The following is a 21545-nucleotide window of genomic DNA, read 5'->3' on the forward strand; positions in this document are numbered from 1 at the left end:
ACCCTGGGTGAACTCAGGACGCGCGCGTGGGCGCGTCGGCGTCGGTGAGTGGCATGAGCTTGCCCTGACCCCGGATCCACGCATGGTCGGCACGCTCGGCCATCTCTTTGTCACCACGGCTGTCGCCATAGGCGAAGAGCACGCGCGGGGGTGTGGGTCCCCACCACGCTTCGAGACGTCGCACTTTCTCCGGTCCCCAGCAATTCGGCTGGGCGAAGACGCCGGCGAACCGGTCCTGCGCATCGAAAGCGAGTTCGGTGCACAGGACTGCCTCGAAACCGACGGAGGCCGCCCACGGGCGCAGATACACGCCGGGCGAGGCGCTGACGAGAACGATCCGGTGTCCCAGCGCCCGATGCTGCCGAACGCGCGCCAACATTTCGGGGCGCAGCAGTGCCGGTAGTCGATCCTGAACGAAGCGCTGCGCATCGGCGTCGAGCTGCGCCCGGGGGCGTGCGCCGAGCGTGGCGCGCAAGAACGCCGCCTTGGCGGTGCCGCGGTCTATGAGGTGGAAGGCGGCGCCAAGCAGCCAGGGGGCGGCGAGCAATGCGCCGAGCACGAAGCGTGGCGTGCCGACAGTGCTTCGCACGAACACACGCAGACTGTCGGTGGTGGAGATCGTCCCGTCGAAGTCGAAGGCGGCGACGATGGAGGTGTCTGGCATGCGAAGTCAGTTCGCCTGCGCCGAACGTGGAGCGCTCTCGAGTCCCGCGCCACGACCCTCGGAACCGTCACGCGAATCCGCGACCGCAACCAGATGCGGCCAGCGCTCGCTAGCCTCCCGTCCGGCGACGATCGCTTGTTCGTCCCGGTAGAACGGCAGCACATCGGTGCCGACGACCTCACGCAATCGGTCGACGTCCGACGGATAGCGACGTTCGATCATCGCGTCGGCGGCTTGTGCGCGCGCCTGTACGGGGGCGGGCATGGCCGACCCGCTGCCATTGGCAGAGGCGGACGTCGCGAGTTCCGAAGATTCGTGAGGGCTCATGCCGGGCATTCTATACGGTGCGTTGCAGGCACGGCAATCGCCATGCCAACAGGTCGTCCGATGTGCCCGTGGCACGACACTTGTAGGACAGCGCCTGCTTGCTCATTGACACCGAGGCAAGCTAGCATGGCGCAACGTGCCATTCTGAAAACACGAGTAACGCTGTCCCGCCGGGCCTTGGCAATCTTCGGATTGCCTGACGACGTGATGAGACGTCGGGTCATGAGGGTGTTGCGCGTGGCGATATGGCGAATATGCAGCACAAGAACAGATGAGGCATCTCACATGCAGCTTCGAGCGTCTTGGTCGCAATACACAAAAATCACAGCCATCTGCCTGCTGGTCGCCGCAGCGATGGACCCCGGTGGTGTCATGCTCGCGGGAGCAGCGCCAACGGGAGGCCGGGCAGGCAAGGCCCCTGCGGGCACTGCCGCTGCACCTGAGCCAGCCTCGGCCGCGAGCGCTTCGCCGGATAGCGGCGCGTCCGTTGTGTCGATGCCGGCTGCCCCCGGCGCGAGTCAGCGCACCGTCACGTTTGCTCAGTTAGGGCAGACGAACGGGCTGCGCCTGCGTGGCACCGAGGGGTCGGGCGACGTCAACTTCGGAATCCGACTCGATCAGACGGTGGCCTCGGCACTGCTCCGGTTGCGTTACACGTATTCCCCGGCGCTGATTCCCGATCTCTCGCAACTCAAGGTATATCTGAACGAAGAGTTGATCGCGACGTTGCCGTTCAACAAGGCGGACGGCGGCAAGAATCTCATCCGTGAGATTCCGCTGGATCCGCGCATGCTCTCGGGCTTCAATCGCGTGCGCCTCGTGCTCATCGGGCACTACACGATGGAGTGCGAGGACCCGATGCACTCCAGCCTGTGGGCCGACGTCAGTCCGCAGAGCGAGATCGTCACGAGCACGCAGCCGCTGACGCTGCGCAACGACCTGTCGACGCTGCCCGCGCCATTCTTCGACCGGCACGACAACCGCGATCAGTCCATTCCGTTCGTGTTCGGCTCGCAGCCCTCGCTGGCCGTGGTGCACGCCGCCGGGGTCGTGGCGACATGGGCAGGCGCCATCGGGGATTATCGTCGTACGCGCTTCCCGGTCAGCGTGAGCGCGTTGCCGTCGAAGCACGCGATCGCGTTCGTCACCAACGACACCATGGTGCCGGGCCTCGATCTGCCCAAGGTCGAGGGTCCCACGCTGCGCATGGTTTCGAATCCGAACGATCCCTCGCTCAAGCTGCTCGTGCTTCAGGGGCGTGATGCCAAGGATCTCGAGACGGCAGCGCTTGCGCTCGTCTCCGGTCGTGCCGCGCTCTCGGGCGACTCGGCCCGTATCGATGCACTCCAGCCCTTGCCGCCGCGCCCGGCTTACGACGCGCCGCGCTGGGTGCGCACCGATCGTCCCGTGAAGCTGGGCGAACTGGTCGACAATCCGGCCGATTTGCAGGGGAGCGGCTACATGCCGTGGCCGATCCGCATCCAGTTGAATCTGCCGGCCGACCTGCTCACGTGGGAAAACACGGGCGTGCCGATGGATCTGAAGTATCGCTATACGCCGCCGGTCAAGCCCGACGACTCGTCGATGAGCGTATCGATCAACGATCAGTTCGTGCGCGCGTATCGCCTGCGCTCGGCGGGGGCGAGCAGTGACAAGAGCCATATGCTCGTCGAACTGCTCTCCGACGGCACCATGGCCGATCGCAAGGAAGTGCGCATTCCGGCGTTTCAGGTGGCGTCGCGCAACTCGCTGTCGTTCCAGTTCGCGATGGAGCCGCACAAGGAAGGCATGTGCAGCCAGACGATCACCAACGCGGCACGCTCGGCCATCGACGCCGACTCGACCATCGATTTCAGTGGTCTGCCGCACTACGCCGAGATGCCGAACCTGAGTTTCTTCGTCGGCAGCGGTTTCCCGTTCACCAAGTACGCCGATCTGGCGCAGACGGCGGTCGTCGTGTCGAAGACGCCTGACAAGGCGGAGTTGGAAACGGTGTTCTCCGCGCTCGGACAGTTCGGCCGCTCGACGGGGGCCTATGCCGATCGCTTCGAAGTGCTCGATACGTCCCAGACCGACCGCTTCAAGGGTCGCGATTTGCTGGTCGTGGGCGGCAAGGACGCGGCCGATCTGCTGACCAAGTGGGGCAAGAATCTGCCGCTGATCATCGATCAGACGCGTCGCGTGATGCAGTCCCAGCCGCAGGGCTATCGGGGCGACGGCGCGACCGGCTCGGCGCTCGCCGCCAGCCGCATCGGTCCGGCGCGCATGGACGCACAGTCGGGTGGTCCGCTTGCGGCGCTGGTCGGCTTCGAGTCGCCGGTCAGCAGCGCGCGCTCGGTGGTCGCCATCAACGCCTCGAGCGACGATGCGCTGCTCAGTGTCGTCGATGCCATCGACAACAACAAGACGTCCATCCACGGCGATCTGGCCGTGATCCATGGGGATCGTGCCGATTCGTACCGGCTGGGGCAGACCTACTTCGTGGGCGACGTGAGCTGGTGGACGCGCATTCGCTACCACCTCTCGAGTCATCCGATTCTGGTGGGTCTCGTTGCGTTGTTGGCGGCGTTCGCGATCGCGCTCAAGTGTTTCGGCTGGTTGCAGCGTCGCGCGGCACGTCGGCTGGAGAAGTAAATGACACGCGCCGATGCTGACAGACGGCGCCGTCGGGCCGTGCTGCGGGCGCTCGTCGCCTGTGGCGCGGGGCCGATGCTCGCCGGTGTGACGTCCGCCGCGCAGGGTGCGCCCGCGAAGCCGTCGGGGGTATCGGCGCCTGCGGCGTCCGCGGCCACGGCCGCGCCGTCGACCGTCTCCCGGGCATGCCCGCCGGTCGACTGGTCTGCCTGGACCCGCTTCAAGGCCGGTTTCCTGAGCGACGACGGCCGTGTCGTCGACCCGAGCATGCCCGACCTGCGCACGGTCTCCGAAGGGCAGGCGTATGCCCTCGTGTTTGCCGTCGTCGCCAATGACCGGGCAACCTTTGACAAGGTGCTGGAGTGGACCGTCAACAATCTCGCGCAAGGGGATCTGACGGCGCATCTGCCCGCGTGGCTCTGGGGCAAGAAGGATGACGGCCAGTGGGCGGTGCTCGACAGCAACCCCGCGAGTGATGCCGACATGTGGATCGCCTACGCGCTGGGCGAAGCGGGACGCTTGTGGAAGGTGCGTCGCTACACCGCGCTCGGGGCGCTCCTGGCGCGTCGGATTGCGTCCGAGGAGACCGACTTCATCCCCGGCCTGGGGCGCACGCTGTTGCCCGCGCCCGTGGGTTTCCATCCGGCGAAAGACCTGTGGCGACTCAACCCCAGCTACGTGCCGATGCAAGTGGTGCGGCGTCTCGCAGGCTTGTTTCCCGATAGCGGCTGGGGGCAACTCATTACGTCATCGCTCAAGCAGATTACGCTCACCGCGCCGCCGCTGGGCTTCGCCCCCGAATGGGCGATGTATCGCGCCGGACGCGGCTTCGAAGTCGATCCCGAGACGCAGGGCGAAGGGAGTTACAACGCCATTCGGGTCTATCTCTGGGCGGGCATGCTCGCCCCGGGCAGCGACGACTTCCGCGCGTTGATGCACACCTTCGGCGGCATGCTCAAGTACGTGGCCGCGCACGGCGCACCGCCCGAGCGGGTCGACACGCGCGATGGCAAGGCTAAGCAGGGACATGAGGAGGGTGGCGCCGGGTTCTCGGCGGCGCTCGTCCCGCTGCTGCAAGCCGTGGGTGACACGGCGCTCGCCCGGGGGCAGGCCGATCGGGCCCGCTCACTGGACGCTCAATCGCCGCCGGGCTATTACAGCTCGGTGCTTTCGCTGTTCGGACTCGGCTGGCACGAGGCGCGCTTTCGCTTCGCGGCCGACGGCACGCTGGAAGTGCCTTGGGAGGCGGTTTGCGCGACACGCTGATCCGCTCCGCCTGCATGACCTGCCTGCTGATGGCCGCCAGCGGAGGGCACGTGCGCGCTGCGCCCGCGCCGTCCCCGACCAATGCGGCGAACACGACGGCCAAGCCGGGCGCCGCTGTGGCCAATCGCGACGTCAGCACCCTGCTCGCCAGTGCAACGCTCTGGCACTCGCGGCATCGCAACGATCTCGCCCGCGCGGCGCTCGAAAAGGCCTTGCTCGTGCAGCCGGACCAACCCGACGTGCTCTCGTTGCTCGGCCAGATCGACATCGAGGAAAACAAGCCGGCGGACGCGAACAAGGCGTTGCAGAAGCTGCGTGCGCGCTATCCGAATGCACCGGCGACCAAAGCGCTGGCCGACGTGATTCGCATCAATACCGTCGACAAATCCCGCATTGCCCGCGCCCGGTTGCTCCAACGCAGCGGACAGGCCGACGCCGCCTTCGCCGAGTACAAGGCACTGTTCCCCGACGGCCCGCCCAGCGGCGACCTCGGTGTGGAGTACTACCGTGCACAGGCCAACGCGACCAACGGCTGGCCCGCGGCGCAACAGGGGCTGGCGAATCTGTCGAAGGCGTCGCCCGAGGATTCGCGTGCGTCGCAGTCGCTGGCTGAACTGATGATCGACCGGCCGTCGAGCCGTCTGGCGGGCACGCGCATGGTCGCGGAGCTGGCGGCACGTCCGAATGCGGACCTCAATGCGCTGTTGCCGCTCTGGCAAAAAGGGCTCTCGAAGGCAGACGGCAACCTGGCCTGGTTGCCGCTGTATCAGCGTTATCTGGCGCTGGCGCCGAACGATGCGGATATTCGCGCCGCGTACGACAAGCTGGGTGCACAGCAGGCGGCGCGCACGCGCATGCTCAACGATCCTGCCTACAAGTCCCGGCAGGCGGGCATCAAGGCGCTGGATCAGGGGCGGCTGAACGAGGCCGAGAAGTCGCTCGACGCGGCGCGTGTCAAACGTCCCAACGACGGCGAGTTGCTCGGCTCGCTGGGCCTCGTGAAGATGCGTCAGGGCGACCATAAGGGCGCTCAGGAGCTGTTTTCACAGGCGATGCGAAAGGACCCGGATAACGCGGGCAAATGGCGCAGCCTGCTCAGAACCTCGCAGTTCTGGGGCGCGATGTCCGACGCGCGCGATGCCCGCGACGCTGGCCGTCTCGCAGATGCCGACCGGCTGGTACGCAGCGCACTCGCCAGCGACCCGAACAATCCCGACGGACTGGCGTTGCTCGGTGACATTGCGCTGGACGACAAGCGCGACAACGATGCCGAGAAACTCTTCCAGCAGGCGCTGAAGATCGAGCCGGACAACGATACGGCGCTGCGCGGCATGATTACGCTGTACTCGCGTCAGCAGCGACGCACCGAGCTGGCGAATCTGCTGGGCGACCTGCGTCGGCGTTTCCCACAGGACAAGGCGCGTTTCGACAAGGCAGAGGCTGCCGCGCTGTCCGACGACGCCGATCGCGCCATTGCCGAAGGTCACAACGGCCCGGCGCTGGCCGCGCTGGAGCGCGCCGTCGCACTCGATCCGGGCAATGCCTGGACACGCTACGCGCTCGCCAGTCTGTATCGCAAACTCCGGCTGCCGCAGATCGGCCGCGAGGTCATGACCGAAGGCATGCGTCAGCCGCTCGAACCAGACGATCGCGCGCAGATGCTCTACGCGCAGGCCATCTACCTCAATGTGATCGACGACGAAACCGGTGCCCGCGAATCGCTCGCGCAGATTCCTGCGGCGAACGTCACGCCGTCGATCCAGCGCATGCGCACGACGCTCGCGATTCGCGACACGGCGCGTCTGGCGCGCGAAGCGCATGCGGCGGGCAACGAGGACGAAAGCGAGCGTCGTTACGCCGAAGCCCTCACGTTGGCGGGGGACGATCCGGAACTGATCGGCGAAGTCGCACGCGCCCGGGTGAGCGCGGGACAACCGGAGCAGGGCCTCGCGCTCATGCGCGACTGGCTCGCCGCGCACGCCGACAAGCCGCAGCCGGACGCCCAACTTCGTTACGCCGAACTCCTCAATACCGCCGAGCGTGACACCGAACTCGGCACGTTCCTCACCAGCATGGATCCGGCCACACTCGGCGCCGACCAGCGTGACGAATGGCAGGACCTTCAGGATCGTTTGGCGTTGCGGCAGGCCGACAGGGCGCGCGCGCTGGGCGACTTCCGCACGGCGCAGGAAAAGCTCGAACCGTTGCTCTCGCGTCAGCCGCCAGACAAGCGTGCGCTCTCGACGCTCGGCGACATCTATTTCGACGAACGCCGCTACGACGACGCCCGCAAGATCGCCGAGGACCAGATCCGGCAGGACCCGACGAATCAGGATGCGCGTCTGTCGCTGGTGCGCGTGCTATACGAATTGCAGGATGACGAAGCCGCCAACCGCGAACTCGACCGCGCGCTGGCCGAGGCCGCGCCCGATGACGTCTGGACGCAACTCGCCGCCGTGCGACGTCTCACCGCGATGGAGCGCTACGACGAGGCCATTGCCCTGAACGACCGGCTGCGCACCCAGTTTCCCGACACGTCGGCCGTCACCGTACAGCGGGGTCGCATCGCCCAGTCGCAGCGGCACTACAACGAGGCCAAAGGCTGGTACGACCAGGCACGCAAGGAAGAGATCGTGCAGGGCGCACTGCCGGGATACGACGGCATGACGTCTGCCGAGTCGGCCATCGATTCGCTGGAGTCGCGTCGTAACAGCTATGTGGCGGCGGGCTACGAAATCGACCAGAAGAAGGGCGACGGCGGCATCTCCATGTTCAATGCGCGCGCTGTGCCGTTGTACGGGCAGTACGCCGTGGGCTACGACGGTCACGTCTTCGCGCAGACGGATTACGTCAGCGCCGATTCGGGCGACTTGCCGCTCAACGGGACATCGAATTTCGGCACGCTGCCGTTCCTCAACGTGGATGCGTTCCGTGCGGCCAACCCCGGCCTGCTGCGCGACTACGGCACCAAGCGTCAGAAGGCACATGGGCAGGCGCTCATGCTGGGATATGAAAACGACTGGATTCGCGCCGATATCGGCCACACGCCGATCGGTTTCCCGATTTCGTACGTGACGGGGGGCGTGCGTCTGTTCGGCAATCTGGGCCGTTACAACTACTGGGTCGACGCGTCACGTCGGCCGATGACCGGCAGCATGGTGTCGTATGCGGGCGCTTATCTGCCGCTGCCTGAAATCTTCGGCGACGGCAAATGGGGCGGCGTGCGCCGCGATGCGATCACGTTCCACGCCTCACGCGATTTCACGAAGTGGGGCATCTTCGGCGAGGCGAGCGTGGCGCGTCTGACCGGCGAGAACGTGCTGAACAACTCGGAAGTGTCGGCGCGCGCGGGTGTCGACCTGCCGCTGATCTACAAGCGCGACATGCGATTGAACACGGGTGTCACGTTGTTCTTCGACAGCTTCGCGCAGAACGAGCGGTATTACACCTACGGCCACGGCGGGTATTACAGCCCACAGACCTACGTCTCGCTCACGCTGCCGCTGGAATGGTACGGACGCACGCAACGCTGGTCCTACTACCTGCGCGGGTCGGTGTCGTTCTCGCAAAGTCAGGAGAAAGCGATGCCGTACTTCCCGACCAATGGCGCGTTGCAGGCCGCCAGCGGCGATCTGACGTACGGCTCGGGCGGCGGTTTCGGCGTGGGTTTCTCGGTCACGGGACGCGCGGAGTACTGGGTCAACCGCCATTGGGTGATCGGCGGTCAGGTGCAGTTCGAGCGTTCCGACTACTACGCGCCGAATCGCTTCCTCGTCTATATGCGTTATCACTTCGATGCCCGTCGTGGCGACGTGCCGATGCCGCCGTCGCCGGTCCGGCCGATCTGGAGTTACTGACCCATGCTGACGCTCATCGCTATCGTCTCCAGTGCCGGCGGTGCCGGACGCAGCACAGTGACTGCGCATCTTGCCGCACAGCTCGCGCATGTCGGGCACTCGGTGGCCGTGCTCGAACTCGACGCGCAGAACAGCATCGGTGCGCTGCTAGGCTTGCGTGAGACCTGCGAGACCGGCGTACTGTCGCCGGGCGTGGCGCCGGACGGCTGGCGGGCCGTACTGCGCGAGACGCCCGAAGGCGTGCCGCTGTTGCCCGCCGGACGTAACGACGCCACCACCCTGATGGCCTTCGGCGCATGGCTGAGCGGGGACACGGGTGGTCTGCGTCGTCAGCTCGATGCGCTCGGATGGCCGTCGGGCACGCGCGTGTTTATCGACACGCAGCGCCTGCCGGACACCATCGCACAGGCCGCCGTGGCTGCTGCCGATCTGGTGCTGGGCGTGGTGCCGGTGACGACGACCGGCTACGTCACGCAATCCGATCTGATGACGGCCTGTCGGGGAAGGGCGCAGATGGTGCCGAATCTGGCGGCATCGAATTCGCCGCTGAACAACGATCTGCTCCATCTGATTCAGGCGCGCGGCGGCGATGCGGTCGTGCCCCTGCGTATCCATCGTGACGACGCCGTCGGCCGTGCGGCGGCGAATGGCAGATCGCTTGCCAGGGCCGACGATGGCTCGCAGGCCGCACTCGATTTCGTCCACCTCGAAGCGTGGCTGGCACGCGCGACGGCCGCGGAAGACGCCTCCGACGGCAAGCAGGGCGCCGGCAGCGGACCGGGAGGCACACGCACATGATCAGCGACGCACTCGGCTCCCTCTACCGGCTCGGACGCGACATTCTCGCGATACGCCTCGTCTTGCCGAATCGTCCGGACGGTCGCGCGCCCGGCGCCATGCAATGGCTGCTTGCGGCAACGGTACGCTCGCCGCGCCACCGGTTGTGGATCTCGCAGATGACGGATCATCTGGTGGCCCGGTTGGCGGTGCGGCTGGATGTCCGTCAACTCGACGAATGGCGCGACTGGTGGCTGCGCCTCGTGTTTCAGCCTGCACGTACCGGTCGCCCCGATTATCCGGGCCGGGCGCTCGCGTGGTTCAACGAGCGTGTCACGCAACGGCTCGACGTGCCGCCCGATGCGAGCTTCTGGCAAGTCGTCAGAGCGATGATCTGGCGTCGGCCCGACAGGCGTCCGGCCTTCCCGCCGTACACCGCCTGGCTCGCGTTCCGCTCGGGCAACGAACGTCTGCGTCTGTGGCTGGTGCAGTCGCTCTTCGGCATCCCCCCGGATACGCCCGCCGAACTCGCGCACAAGTTCGACAAGAAGCTGGAAAAGGTGATGCAGTGGCGCGTGACGTCGACCGTTGTCGCGCTGCTCGGCCTGATCGGGGTGTTCTGGATCGTGACGACCCCGTTCGATCCCTTCTCGCAACTGCTGTTCTCGATCTGCACGCTGACGTTGGCGCTGGTGTTCCGGCGGCTGGACAGCCAGTATTCGGTGCTGGTGCTCATCGGCCTGTCGCTCACGTCGACGATCCGCTATGTGTGGTGGCGTCTCACGCAATCGCTGGCGTTCGACACGGCTGCCGAAGCTGCTGTCGGTTATACGCTCGTGGCCGCCGAAATGTACACGTGGATGATCCTGCTGTTTGGGTACATCCAGACGATCTGGCCGTTGCAGCGGCGCATTACGCCGCTGCCGCCCGATACTAGTCTGTGGCCGAGTGTCGACGTCTACATCCCGACGTACAACGAAGGTCTGGACGTGGTGCGCCCGACCGTCTATGCGGCCTGCGGGATCGACTGGCCGCCGGAGAAGCTCAACATCTATCTGCTCGACGACGGACGTCGTCAGGAGATGCGTGAATTCGCGGCAGCTGCTGGCGTGCATTACATGACACGCCCCGACAATCGCCACGCGAAGGCGGGCAACATCAACCACGCGCTCGGCAAGACGCAGGGCGAGTTCATCGCGATCTTCGACTGCGATCACATCCCCGTGCGCTCGTTCCTGCAAACGACGATGGGCTCGTTCCTCAAGGACGATCGATGCTCGCTCGTGCAGACGCCGCACCACTTCTTCTCCGACGACCCGTTCGAGCGCAATCTGGCCACGCGTGGCGCGGTGCCGAACGAAGGGCGTCTGTTCTACGGGATCGTGCAGGACGGGAACGACTTCTGGAACGCATCGTTCTTCTGCGGCTCGTGTGCCGTGCTGCGTCGCACCGCGCTCGACGAGGTCGGCGGGGTTGCCGTCGAGACAGTGACGGAAGACGCCCATACGGCGCTCAAGATGCACCGTCGCGGCTGGAATACGGTGTATCTGAAGGTGGTGCAGGCTGCGGGTCTGGCGACCGAATCGCTCTCCGGTCACGTGGGCCAGCGCATTCGCTGGGCGCGCGGCATGGCGCAGATCTTCCGCGTCGACAATCCGTTGTTCGGGCGAGGTCTGAAACTCGGACAGCGGATTTGCTACGCGAACGGCATGCTGCACTTCTTCTACGGCATTCCACGCATCATCTTCCTGCTCGCGCCCATCTGCTATCTGTTCTTCGGGCTGCATATCGTGCAGGCGGCGGCGCTGAGCATCTGTGCCTACGTGCTGCCGCACATCGCGCACGCAAACATTGCGAACTCACGGATTCAGGGCAAGTACCGCCACTCGTTCTGGTCGGACGTCTACGAAGCCGTGCTGGCGTGGTACGTCGCGCTACCGACGACCGTCGCCTTCATCAACCCGCGCTACGGCAAGTTCAACGTGACGGCCAAGGGTGGGCTGATCGAACAAAGCTTCTTCGACTGGAGCATTTCGAAGCCGTATCTGGTGCTGCTCGGCTTCAACGTGGCGGGTTTTCTCGCGGGCATCCTGCGTTACTTCTATGGCCCGGCGCACGAATCCGGCGCGTTGGTCTTCAACCTGCTGTGGGTGACGTTCAACCTCGCGGTGCTGGGCGCAGCCGTGGCTGTGGCGACGGAAGTCAAGCAAGTGCGGCGCACGCACCGCGTGTCGATGCGCATGCCCGCGACGCTGTATCTGCCCGATGGTCGGACGATGGCTTGCCACACGCGCGACTTCTCCGGCGGCGGGCTGGCGCTGGTGCTGCCGGTGGCGATCGATCCGGCGGTGGGCACCGAGGCGCACGTAGCACTCGCGCGCGGCGCAACGGAATACGGCTTTCCGGTGAGTGTGGTGGGTGCGCGCGGACACGATCTGTTCCTGTCGTTCCTGCCGCTCACGGCCGAGCAGGACAAGCATCTCGTGCAGTTCACGTTCGGGCGCGCCGATGCATGGCGCGACTGGGACGCCGAGCGCACGCGCGACGAACCGATCAAGGCGCTGTTCGAAATGCTGGCGATGGGCCTGCGTGGCTATCAGGTGCTCGCCAACTATTTGCTGGGCAAACTGGTGACGCGCTGGCAGAACCGTCTGCGCGGCGCACGGCAGACGTAAGATCAAGACCGAAGACGTAAGACGGCACAACAGGCCCGGTGGGTGCGGCGACGATCCGACGCATCGGGTGAGACAACGAGACATCGGCAGAACGTGAGCCGTCAATGACGCGGCGACCCAAGGGAACCATACGATGGGCATCTGGAACCTCTATTTCATCCTGAAGCTGTTGCTGCTGTGGGCGGGCATCATCGGCTTCCACGTGCTGCCGAACTTTCTCTTCGCGCTGTTTCTCGTGGTGCGGCTGCGTCCGCGCTGGGCACGCATCGCGCGGCAGGTGATCGCCATTCCGCTGGGCGCGGCGCTGCTTTATTACGACTCGAATCTGCCGCCGTTCGCGCGCTTCATCGAACAGTTGCCGGCGCTGATGCAGTTCCGCTTCTCGTACATCATCGAATTGCTCGGACGCTTCGTGCCCGCGCGCGACTGGCTGTTGCTCGCCATCATGGTGCTGGCGTACTGGATCGTGAACCGCTGGGTGCGCGTGACCACCTTCGTGCTGCTTGCCCTGCTTATCGTGCCGGGTGTGCTGCGTGTCGGGACGCTGGTCGCCGTCTCGCCGGTGGTCGCCGCGCAGGGCGACACCACGGTGCTCGCGGCGGGTGCGGGCGAGGGGGCTGGCAATGCCTCGGCGGGCGCAGGCGGTGGCAACGCATTCCTGACGGGCGACGGCGAAGTGCCGCCCGACGCGAACCCGAACGCCGCGCTCAACAGCTTCTATTCGCGCGAACTCACGCGCTCGGTCTCGTTGCCCACGCAGGCGGGGGCAGGCCCCGACTTCGACATCATCTTCCTGCACATCTGCTCGCTCGCCCAGGACGATCTCGACGTCGACAACCTCGACAATCAACCGTTGCTCTCGAAGTTCGATTTCGTCTTCAAGAACTTCAATTCAGCGGCGAGCTACAGCGGCCCGGCAGCGATCCGTGTGTTGCGCGCCGGCTGCGGCCAGCCGACGCACAAGGCGCTGTACGATCAGGCCGGGCCGCAGTGCTATGTGATGAGCGACCTGAAGAACCTCGGTTTCACGCCGTCGCTGGCGATGAACCACGACGGGCACTTCGACAACTTCATGCAGGAAGTGCAGCAGAACTTCAACGTGCCGGGCGTCACGCCGTTCGACAACACGCATGCGCGCGTGGCCATGAGAGCGTTCGACGAAACCCCGATCCGCTCCGACGGCGATGTGCTGCAAGCGTGGTGGAAGCAGCGCACGGCCATGTCGGACAAGCGCGTGGCGCTTTACTACAACACCATTTCGCTGCATGACGGCAATCGTCTCGAAGGTTCGAAGCTCACCAGCGTGCAGAGCTATCCGGTGCGCGCGAAGACGCTGTTCGACGACTTCAGCCAGTTCATCGACACCATCGCCAAGTCGGGCCGCAAGGCGGTCGTGGTGTTCGTGCCGGAACACGGGGCGGCGCTACGCGGCAGCAAGTTGCAGATCTCGGGCATGCGCGAAATTCCGCTGCCGGAAATTACGCACGTGCCGGTGGCCGTCAAACTCGTTGGCTTCGGCGACGGTGCAACGGCCTCGCACGGCTCGCCGGTGACGATATCCACGCCCACGAGCTATCTGGCGATGATGACGCTGATCTCGCATCTGGTGGCGAACAACCCGTTTGCGGGCACGCCGGATCTGGCGCAATACGCGAACGACCTCCCGCAGACGGCATTCGTGGCGGCCAACGAACAGACGACCGTGATGAAGTACGGCGGCAAGATGCTGATTCGCGGCGCCGACGGTGTTTGGCTCGACCTGAAGTCGCTCGAATAGCGCAGATGACCGCCGCCTGACGGCGGGCTGACGAGGCGGTGACGGCGGGGTGACGTCGATGTGGCGACTGTGCGGCGGAGCACCGTCATCGTTCGAATGCGTGCGGCGACCTCGTACGCGTTTTTCCGGAATCGCGCATACTGTGCACCTTGCCCGCGCACGCGGGCAGCGCAGTTTGTGCCCTCGAAAACTCCGGGAGTTACCGTGCAATACACGAAATTCGGCCGCACCGGCCTGACTGTTTCCCGCCTGTGCCTCGGCACCATGACGTTCGGTCTGCAAACCGAAGAAGCCGCCAGCCATGCCATCCTCGATCGTACGGCCGAGGCGGGCGTCAACTTCATCGATCTCGCCGACGTCTATCCGCTGGGCGCCGACACGTCGCTCGTCGGACGCACCGAAGAGGTCGTCGGCCGCTGGCTGAAGGGCCGCCGCGATCAGTTCATCGTGGCGACCAAGGCCTGCGGCCAGATGGGGCCGTCGCCGTGGGACAAGGGGGCATCGCGCAAGCACCTGCTGAGCGCCATCGACGCTTCGCTCTCGCGCATCGGCACCGACTACGTTGATCTCTACCAACTCCATTCCGACGATACCGACACGCCCATCGACGAGACGCTCGAAGCGCTGGACATCATCGTGAAGTCGGGCAGAGCGCGCTATATCGGCGTATCGAACTACCTGGCTTACCGTCTTGCCCGCGCGCTTGGCCGTGCCGACGTGCTGCGCGTGGCGCGTTTCGTGTCGGTCCAGCCGCGCTACAACCTGCTGTTCCGTCAGATCGAGCGCGAACTCCTGCCGCTCGCGAGCGAAGAAGGGCTGGCCGTCATCCCCTACAACCCGCTCGCCGGGGGCTTGCTGACGGGCAAGTATCGTCATGATGCCGCACCGACCGAAGGCCGCTTCACGGCGGCGACCGTCGGCAAGGCCGGTGCCATGTATCAGCAGCGTTACTGGCACGAACGCGAGTTCGAGACCATCGAAACGCTCAAGGGCATCGCGCAGGACGCCGGTGAGTCGCTGACCCGCCTGTCGCTGGCCTGGGTGCTGGCCAATCCGGTCGTGACGTCCGCGATCATCGGTGCGAGCCGCGTCGAGCAACTTACCGAAACGCTCGGCACGATCGATTACGAGCTGCCGCCTGAACTCAAGGCGAAGCTCGACGACGCCTCGCACGCCTACCGCTGGGGCGACGCCGCGCGCTAAGCGTCGCACATTCGCTTCACACCGACGCATTCCGTCATACGCCACAGGCCCGTTCGCGCGGGCCTGTGGCGTTTTGCGTTGCATCAAAGATCGGTCGCAGGAAGGTCGTTTCGCACCCGAAAGGGCGCGCGACAGGGTGGCTTTCGCGCCCGATCGGGCGGTATAGTAGAAACGTCGTGCGGTGTTCGTCAGGCGAAACACGCGATGACGCGTCCCACGCATGGCATTCCTTTCGGCTCCCAACGCGAGGCTGCTCATGACAAAACGCATTTTGCTGGCGACCGACGGTAGCGAGTCATCCCGCCGTGCGTTGCGCGAGGCCGCCGCCTTTGCGCGCAACGGCGACGTGATCCGCGTCATTCACACCGTGGAAGACCCCGTCAATCTGCTGACGGCGGCTTTCGGCAAACTCATCGATCTGGAACAGGTGCGCCGCGATATGCAGCGCGAAGGCGAGGAGCATCTCGCGCGGGCGGTGCTGTATCTGCGCGAGGAAGGATTCGACGCGCAGGCGCATCTGCTCGACCTGCGTACCACGGGGGAGACGGTTCCCGAGGCCATGACGCGAGAGGCTATCGAGTGGGGCGCGGACATCATCATCGTCGGTACGCACGGGCGTAGCGGCGTGCGCCGGGCGATGCTCGGCAGCGTCGCCGAACAGATTCTGCGCAGCGCCGAAGTGCCGGTGATGCTCGTGGCGGGGGAAGCCCGGCCGCATTTGCCGCTTCGCTCGGGCGGGCATTACGAACGGATTCTCGTTGCGCTGGACGACAGCGAGACGTCACGTCAGGCGTTCGAATATGCGTTGACGCTGGCGCGAACGCACGGCGCATCGATGCGCGTGGTGCACGTGCTGGACTTGCCCGGACCGTTCCTCGCAGGGTTCGATCCCGAGCCGCTGCTCGACGCCGTGCGTGCCGTGGGCGAACAGGTGCGCAACTGGGCAGAAAAACGGTTGCGCGAGGCGGAGGTGCCGGGGGAAATCGAGATGCGGGAGATTCAGCCGGTGGGCGAGGGCGTGGCCGATCAGATCATTGCGGCCGGCAAGGACGCCGACGTCGACGTGATCGTGCTGGGCACGCACGGTCGACGTGGCTTCCGTCGCTTCACGCTGGGTAGCGTGGCCGAAGATACGGCCCGTCACGCGGGCCGTCCGGTCTTGCTGTTACCTGCACACGCAGCGCCGTCCTGATCGGAGGACGGGGGATAGCACTTGGTGGTCTAGGTCCTGAGCGCACGTCGAGCGGGTATCGGCGTACTGCCATATTGCCCCATGGCCGACGTGCGCATTCCCGTCGATCAGGCGAGTTCGGCGAGCAGCGTCTTGAGCGGCGTTGCGGCGTCGGCCAGACGCGCGGGATCGACCACGGCACGGCGTCCGACGAGTTCGCGGGCCGCCATGAATTCCTGCGCGCGGTTGATGCTCGCAGCGGCTACGACGGCGCCCTCACGCAGATAGAACAGCATGAAGACGGCGGCGCCCTGTGCGTCGGGCAGACGACGCTCGACGACCGTGTCGTGACCGTCGGTCATGCCGACCATCTGCAACTTGGCGTTGAACTGATCCGACCAGAACCACGGGGCGGTGGCGACGGCCTTCGGCGCATCGCCATGCACCACGCTCGCGGCCACCTTGGCCATCTCGCTGGCGCTCGGCACCGATTCCAGACGGATACGGCGACCCAGCGCCGGGTGATCGTGGTGCGCGCAATCGCCCACGGCCAGAATGGCGGGATCGCTGGTACGGGCAAATTCATCCACGACGATACCGTTGTCGACGGCGAGCCCGGCAGCCTGTGCCAGTTCCGCATTCGGGATCAGACCGATACCGACGACGACCACGTCCGCTTCGAGACGCTTCTCACCGGCCACCACGGCCACGACCCGGCCGTCGGCGTCCTGCTCCAGCGCCGTCACACCGACGCCGACCTGCACGTCCACACCGTTCTCGCGATGCAGCGTGGCGAAGAACCCGGCCAGATCGGCCTCTGCCACGCGCGCCAGCAGACGCGGCGCAGCTTCGAGCACCGTTACCGAGGCCCCGGCCTTGACGGCGCTCGCCGCCACTTCCAGGCCGATGTAACCGCCGCCGACCACCACCACGCGCTTGCCCGGTGCAAGGGCTTCGCGCAGGCGCTGGGCATCGGCGATGTTGCGCAGATAGTAGACGTTGGGGGCATCGCCGCCGGGAATCGGCAGGGGACGCACGCGCCCGCCGAGCGCGAGCACGAGATGGTCGTAGCTCACGGTCTGGCCATCGTCGAACGACACGGTGTGCGCGGCACGATCGATGGCCGTCGCGGTGACACCGAGGCGTACGTCGATGTCGGCCTTTTCCCAGCCATCGGCCGGACGGATCAGCAGGCTGGCTTCATCGGCCTGTCCGGCGAGGAACGCCTTCGAGAGCGGCGGACGGCGATACGGCAGATGGGTTTCGCTGCCGGCGAGCACGATGCGGCCGGTGTAGCCGAGTTGACGAAGCGCGAGTGCGGTTTCGCCGCCGGCTTGACCGGCACCGAGGATGAGGGTGGTGGAGGTGGCTTCGGACATGGAGATAAATGCCAAGGAGGCGAAGGAAGCAGGAGGAAGTCAGTTGAATTTGGGCGTCAGTGTAATGCATCGGCGTGCCCACGGCGTCCCGGATACCGTCGGATGGCTTCTGCGCGCCGCGAATTGGCTCGCTTCGCCTGCGCCCGTCGCGATGCGCGGCAGACGTCGACATCCATCCTCAAATAGTGGTTTGGACAGGCAAAACCCCCGTCGTATAAGGTATCCCTCAGCATTCATGCGGGTTTCGAGCCGGTTTCCCCCACGTTTGCATGGCGCGTGATTTTCGGGCGTAGAGTGAATTCGTCGCGCAACATTGCCGCCGATGGAGGAGACACCATGGCCTGGACTAAAGAACAGAAGCATGTGGTAACGGCAAGCTATCTTGGGTGGACGCTGGACGCGTTCGATTTCTTCCTGATGGTGTTCGTACTCAAGGACATTGCGAAGGAGTTCAATACCGAGCTGGGCAGCGTGACCTTCGCGCTGTTGCTCACACTGGCGATGCGCCCGGTCGGCGCATTCATCTTCGGCCGCCTCGGCGACAAGTTCGGACGACGCCCGGCCATGATGGCGAGCGTGCTCCTTTACGCGTTGCTCGAACTGGCCTCCGGCTTCGCGCCGAGCCTCACGGTCCTGCTGATTCTGCGCGCGCTCTTCGGTATCGCGATGGGCGGCGAGTGGGGCGTCGGGGCGGCGCTCACGATGGAGAGCGTGCCCACCCATTCGCGCGGCATCGTCTCCGGTCTGTTGCAGGCGGGCTACCCGAGCGGTTATCTGCTCGCGTCGGTCGTCTACGGGCTGTTCTACGACAGCATCGGCTGGCGCGGCATGTTCTTCGTCGGCGTGCTGCCGGCCTTGCTGGTGTTCTACATCCGACGTCACGTGCCCGAATCGCCCGCGTGGCAAAAAGGGGAGTCGACGAGCGCCGCGCCACGGGCCAACTTCGTTCAGGTGCTCTCGCGCGACTGGAAGCTGGCGCTGTACGCCATCGTGCTGATGACCGCGTTCAACTTCTTCTCGCACGGCACGCAGGATCTGTACCCGACGTTCCTGCAAGTGCAGCACAAGTTCGACACGCACACCGTGAGCTGGATTGCGATCACGTACAACATCGGCGCCATCATCGGCGGGCTGTTCTTCGGCGCGATCTCGGAGAAGATCGGACGCCGCCGCGCCATCATCATCGCCTCGTTGATCGCCTTGCCCGTGCTGCCGTTGTGGGCGTTCTCGAGCGGCGCGGTGTTGCTCGCCATCGGGGCGTTCCTGATGCAAATCTCGGTGCAGGGGGCGTGGGGCGTGATTCCGGCGCATCTGAACGAACTCTCGCCCGACGAGATTCGCGCGACCTTCCCGGGGCTGGTCTATCAGTTGGGGAATCTGTTCGCGTCGGTCAACGGTAACTTGCAGGCCGGGATTGCCAAGGCACACGACGGCAACTTCGGGCTGGCGATGGCGTTGGTCGCCGGTACCGTCGCTGTGGTGATCGCCGTGATGATCTACTTCGGACGTGAACGTCGCGGTGCGGTGTTGGGCACGGGGGCTGAGCCGCCGAGGCAGGGGGCGTTGCCGCCCGGGGCGTCGATGTCGCATTGACGTGGATGGGCTGCGCGGGGGCGGGACGACACTTACCGTCCCGCGCTCAGCCCATCGCCCGGCTGGCCGCCGCAGCGCGTGCGCGCAACCAGTTGATGCTAGCGAACAGCAGCACGGCGAAGATGATGAGCATCGTGGCGACCGCCAGAATCGACGGATCGATCGAATCGCGAATGCCGCTCCACATCTGACGCGGCACCGTCTTCTGGTCTGGTCCGCCGATGAACAGAATCACGATCACCTCGTCGAACGACGTCGCGAAGGCGAACACGCTGCCGGTCGCAACTGCGGGGGTGATGAGCGGTAGCGTCACGCGTCGGAACGTGACCCACGGCGCGGCACCAAGACCCGAGGCGGCGCGCAGCAGGCTTTGATCGAACGACAGCAGCGACGCCGTCACCGTAATCACGACGAAAGGCGTGCCCAGGGCGGCATGCGCCAGAATCACGCCCGGGTACGAATTGACGAGCCCGAGCGGCGCGAAGATCAAATAGAAGCCGGCGGCCACCACGACGATGGGCACGATCATCGGCGAGACGATGATCGGCATGATGACCGAGCGCAGCGGAAACTGCGAGCGCGAGAGGCCCAATGCGGCCAACGTTCCCAGGCAGGTGGCGATCAGCGTCGACGCCGCGCCGATCCCGAGGCTGTTGAGCAGGGCGCGCTGCCAGTCCGGACTCGTGAGCGCCTGTTCATACCAGCGCATCGAGAAGCCCGTCATCGGGTACGAGAAGTACGAACCCGCGTTGAACGACAGCGGAATGATCGCGAGAATCGGCGCGATCAGAAAACCGAGCGTGAGCGCCGTATGCAGACGCACCCAGCGCCACGCCACCCGCTCCGCCAACACCGTATTGCGTTTGTCCTGCATGGTCGTCTCTCCTGCGTGGCTCGCGCTGCGTCCGGGTTCAGCCGAAGCGCAGCCGGTCGATGCCGACGATGCGGTTGAAGATGAAGTAGAAGACCGCTGTGAAAATCACCAGATAAGCCGAGAGTGCCCCGGCAAGGCCCCAGTTGAGCTGCGTGTTGGTCTGCATGGCGATGAGTTGGCTGATCATCTCGTCACCGGCCCCTCCCAGCAGCGAAGGCGTGATGTAGTAGCCGAGCGCCAGCACGAATACGAGGAAGCAGCCCGCGCCCACGCCGGGGAACGTCTGCGGGATGTAGATCCGCACGAACGCCGTGAACGGGTGTGCGCCGAGCGACTTTGCCGCGCGCATATAGACGGGTGAGACGCTCTTCATCACCGAGTAGATCGCCAGGATCATGTAAGGCAGCAGCACGTGCGTCATGCCGATCAGCACGCCCGTCCGGTTGAAGATCAGGGCGACCGGATGCGAGGTGAGACCGAGCATCGACAGCAGGCTATTGATGACGCCGCCGGGTTGCAGCAGCACATACCATGCGGTCGTGCGCACGAGTAGAGACGTCCAGAACGGCACAATGACGAACAGCATCAGGCGGTTGCTCTGCTTATCGGGCAGATTCGCGAGCAGCCATGCGACCGGATAGCCGAGAATGAGGCAAAGCACGGTCACGGTCGCGCTGATCGAGATCGTGCGCGCGAAGGCCTCGCGGTACACCGACGCATTCTCCGGCACCGACGCGACAGCGCCTTGCGGCGTGACCTGCATGTCCATGCCGGCGAGCAGGTAGTCGGGCGTGGGTGATGTGGCGGCGCGCTTGAGCAGACGCCACGTTTCGGGCGCATTCCAGCGCGCGTCGAGTTCGATCAATGCAGGCTTCCACGCGGGCGGCGCTTCGTCGCCGACGGCGCGTGCCGTACGCATGAGCAGGCTGCGAAACTCCGGCTGTGCGAAGTTCATCCGTCGCGCGATGGTGCCGAGCTGACCGCTCTCGCGGGCTTGCTTCAGGTCGGCGGCCAGTACCGCGAAGGTCGCTTCACCGGGGACATCGTGACCGTCCCATGCGTTCAGGGCGCGGGCGAGTTGCGGCATGCCCTCGGTGACCTCGTGGTTCTGCACGCTGCGGGCGAGCAGCATGGCAATCGGTGCGATGAATGTCGAGAGCAGAAACACGATCAGCGGCAAGGCAAGCAACAGCGCCCGCATCGACGCGTGCCGTTGCACCCGGCGGTACGCGGCAAGCGCCTCCGGGACGACGGGACCATCGGTGCTCGGTCGGGCACCGGGAGGCGTGGCGTGAGTCGATGCGGGCATGGGCGTTATCTCGTTCGGTGCGCCGATTGGTCGCGAATA

At 65.5% G+C, this 21545-nt stretch carries 14 protein-coding genes; 9 read left to right on the forward strand and 5 right to left on the reverse strand.

Annotation, left to right across the window (positions count from 1 at the left end):
- Nucleotides 1-13: 13 nt before the first annotated feature.
- Nucleotides 14-664: an HAD-IB family hydrolase gene (locus tag A9762_RS16825; RefSeq protein ID WP_069343160.1), complete on the reverse strand. Its 651-nt coding sequence runs from the start codon at nucleotides 662-664 to the stop codon at nucleotides 14-16.
- A gap of 6 nt (nucleotides 665-670) precedes the next feature.
- Entirely contained in the window at nucleotides 671-991 is a 321-nt protein-coding gene (locus A9762_RS28935) for a hypothetical protein (RefSeq protein ID WP_170836263.1), read from the reverse strand.
- A 285-nt stretch (nucleotides 992-1276) separates the two neighbouring features.
- On the opposite strand from A9762_RS28935, the gene bcsB reads away from it, so the two are divergent.
- From bcsB to A9762_RS16870, 8 genes are all read left to right on the forward strand, one after another.
- Nucleotides 1277-3625 carry a cellulose biosynthesis cyclic di-GMP-binding regulatory protein BcsB gene (gene bcsB, locus A9762_RS16835; protein ID WP_069343162.1) on the forward strand — a complete coding sequence of 783 codons (2349 nt, stop codon included), beginning with the start codon at nucleotides 1277-1279 and terminating at the stop codon, nucleotides 3623-3625.
- Nucleotides 3626-4891 carry a cellulose synthase complex periplasmic endoglucanase BcsZ gene (gene bcsZ, locus A9762_RS16840; RefSeq protein ID WP_069343163.1) on the forward strand — a complete coding sequence of 422 codons (1266 nt, stop codon included), beginning with the start codon at nucleotides 3626-3628 and terminating at the stop codon, nucleotides 4889-4891. It begins immediately after the preceding gene.
- On the forward strand, nucleotides 4876-8748 hold the full coding sequence (locus tag A9762_RS16845) for a cellulose synthase subunit BcsC-related outer membrane protein (protein ID WP_069343164.1): 3873 nt from the start codon (nucleotides 4876-4878) through the stop codon (nucleotides 8746-8748). Before bcsZ ends, A9762_RS16845 begins: the two co-directional genes overlap by 16 nt.
- 3 nt (nucleotides 8749-8751) lie before the next feature.
- Nucleotides 8752-9546 (forward strand): cellulose synthase operon protein YhjQ/BcsQ, encoded by a 795-nt coding sequence (locus tag A9762_RS16850; RefSeq protein ID WP_069343165.1) that lies wholly within the window; start codon nucleotides 8752-8754, stop codon nucleotides 9544-9546.
- Nucleotides 9543-12200 carry a UDP-forming cellulose synthase catalytic subunit gene (gene bcsA, locus A9762_RS16855; RefSeq protein WP_069343166.1) on the forward strand — a complete coding sequence of 886 codons (2658 nt, stop codon included), beginning with the start codon at nucleotides 9543-9545 and terminating at the stop codon, nucleotides 12198-12200. Before A9762_RS16850 ends, bcsA begins: the two co-directional genes overlap by 4 nt.
- Before the next feature lie 133 nt (nucleotides 12201-12333).
- A complete protein-coding gene (bcsG, locus tag A9762_RS16860) occupies nucleotides 12334-13977 on the forward strand; it encodes a cellulose biosynthesis protein BcsG (RefSeq protein ID WP_069343167.1) in 1644 nt (547 codons plus the stop codon).
- 204 nt (nucleotides 13978-14181) lie between these two features.
- Complete coding sequence (locus A9762_RS16865; RefSeq protein WP_069343168.1) at nucleotides 14182-15180, forward strand: aldo/keto reductase; 999 nt, start codon at nucleotides 14182-14184, stop codon at nucleotides 15178-15180.
- Between the two features lie 256 nt (nucleotides 15181-15436).
- The gene (locus tag A9762_RS16870) at nucleotides 15437-16372 is read left to right on the forward strand and encodes a universal stress protein (protein ID WP_069343169.1); all 936 of its coding nucleotides are present in this window, start codon (nucleotides 15437-15439) and stop codon (nucleotides 16370-16372) included.
- Nucleotides 16373-16479: 107 nt separating this feature from the next.
- Here A9762_RS16870 and A9762_RS16875 read toward each other — a convergent pair whose 3' ends face one another.
- Nucleotides 16480-17730 carry an NAD(P)/FAD-dependent oxidoreductase gene (locus tag A9762_RS16875; RefSeq protein WP_083254013.1) on the reverse strand — a complete coding sequence of 417 codons (1251 nt, stop codon included), beginning with the start codon at nucleotides 17728-17730 and terminating at the stop codon, nucleotides 16480-16482.
- Between the two features lie 336 nt (nucleotides 17731-18066).
- On the opposite strand from A9762_RS16875, the gene A9762_RS16880 reads away from it, so the two are divergent.
- On the forward strand, nucleotides 18067-19323 hold the full coding sequence (locus tag A9762_RS16880) for an MFS transporter (protein WP_083254014.1): 1257 nt from the start codon (nucleotides 18067-18069) through the stop codon (nucleotides 19321-19323).
- A gap of 46 nt (nucleotides 19324-19369) precedes the next feature.
- Here A9762_RS16880 and A9762_RS16885 read toward each other — a convergent pair whose 3' ends face one another.
- Nucleotides 19370-20197: an ABC transporter permease gene (locus tag A9762_RS16885; protein WP_069343170.1), complete on the reverse strand. Its 828-nt coding sequence runs from the start codon at nucleotides 20195-20197 to the stop codon at nucleotides 19370-19372.
- Between the two features lie 37 nt (nucleotides 20198-20234).
- Nucleotides 20235-21506 carry an ABC transporter permease gene (locus tag A9762_RS16890; protein WP_069343171.1) on the reverse strand — a complete coding sequence of 424 codons (1272 nt, stop codon included), beginning with the start codon at nucleotides 21504-21506 and terminating at the stop codon, nucleotides 20235-20237.
- Nucleotides 21507-21545 lie beyond the last annotated feature (39 nt).

Origin of the sequence: Pandoraea sp. ISTKB, from assembly GCF_001721285.1 — a bacterium.
In the GTDB taxonomy this organism is placed as follows: domain Bacteria; phylum Pseudomonadota; class Gammaproteobacteria; order Burkholderiales; family Burkholderiaceae; genus Pandoraea; species Pandoraea capi.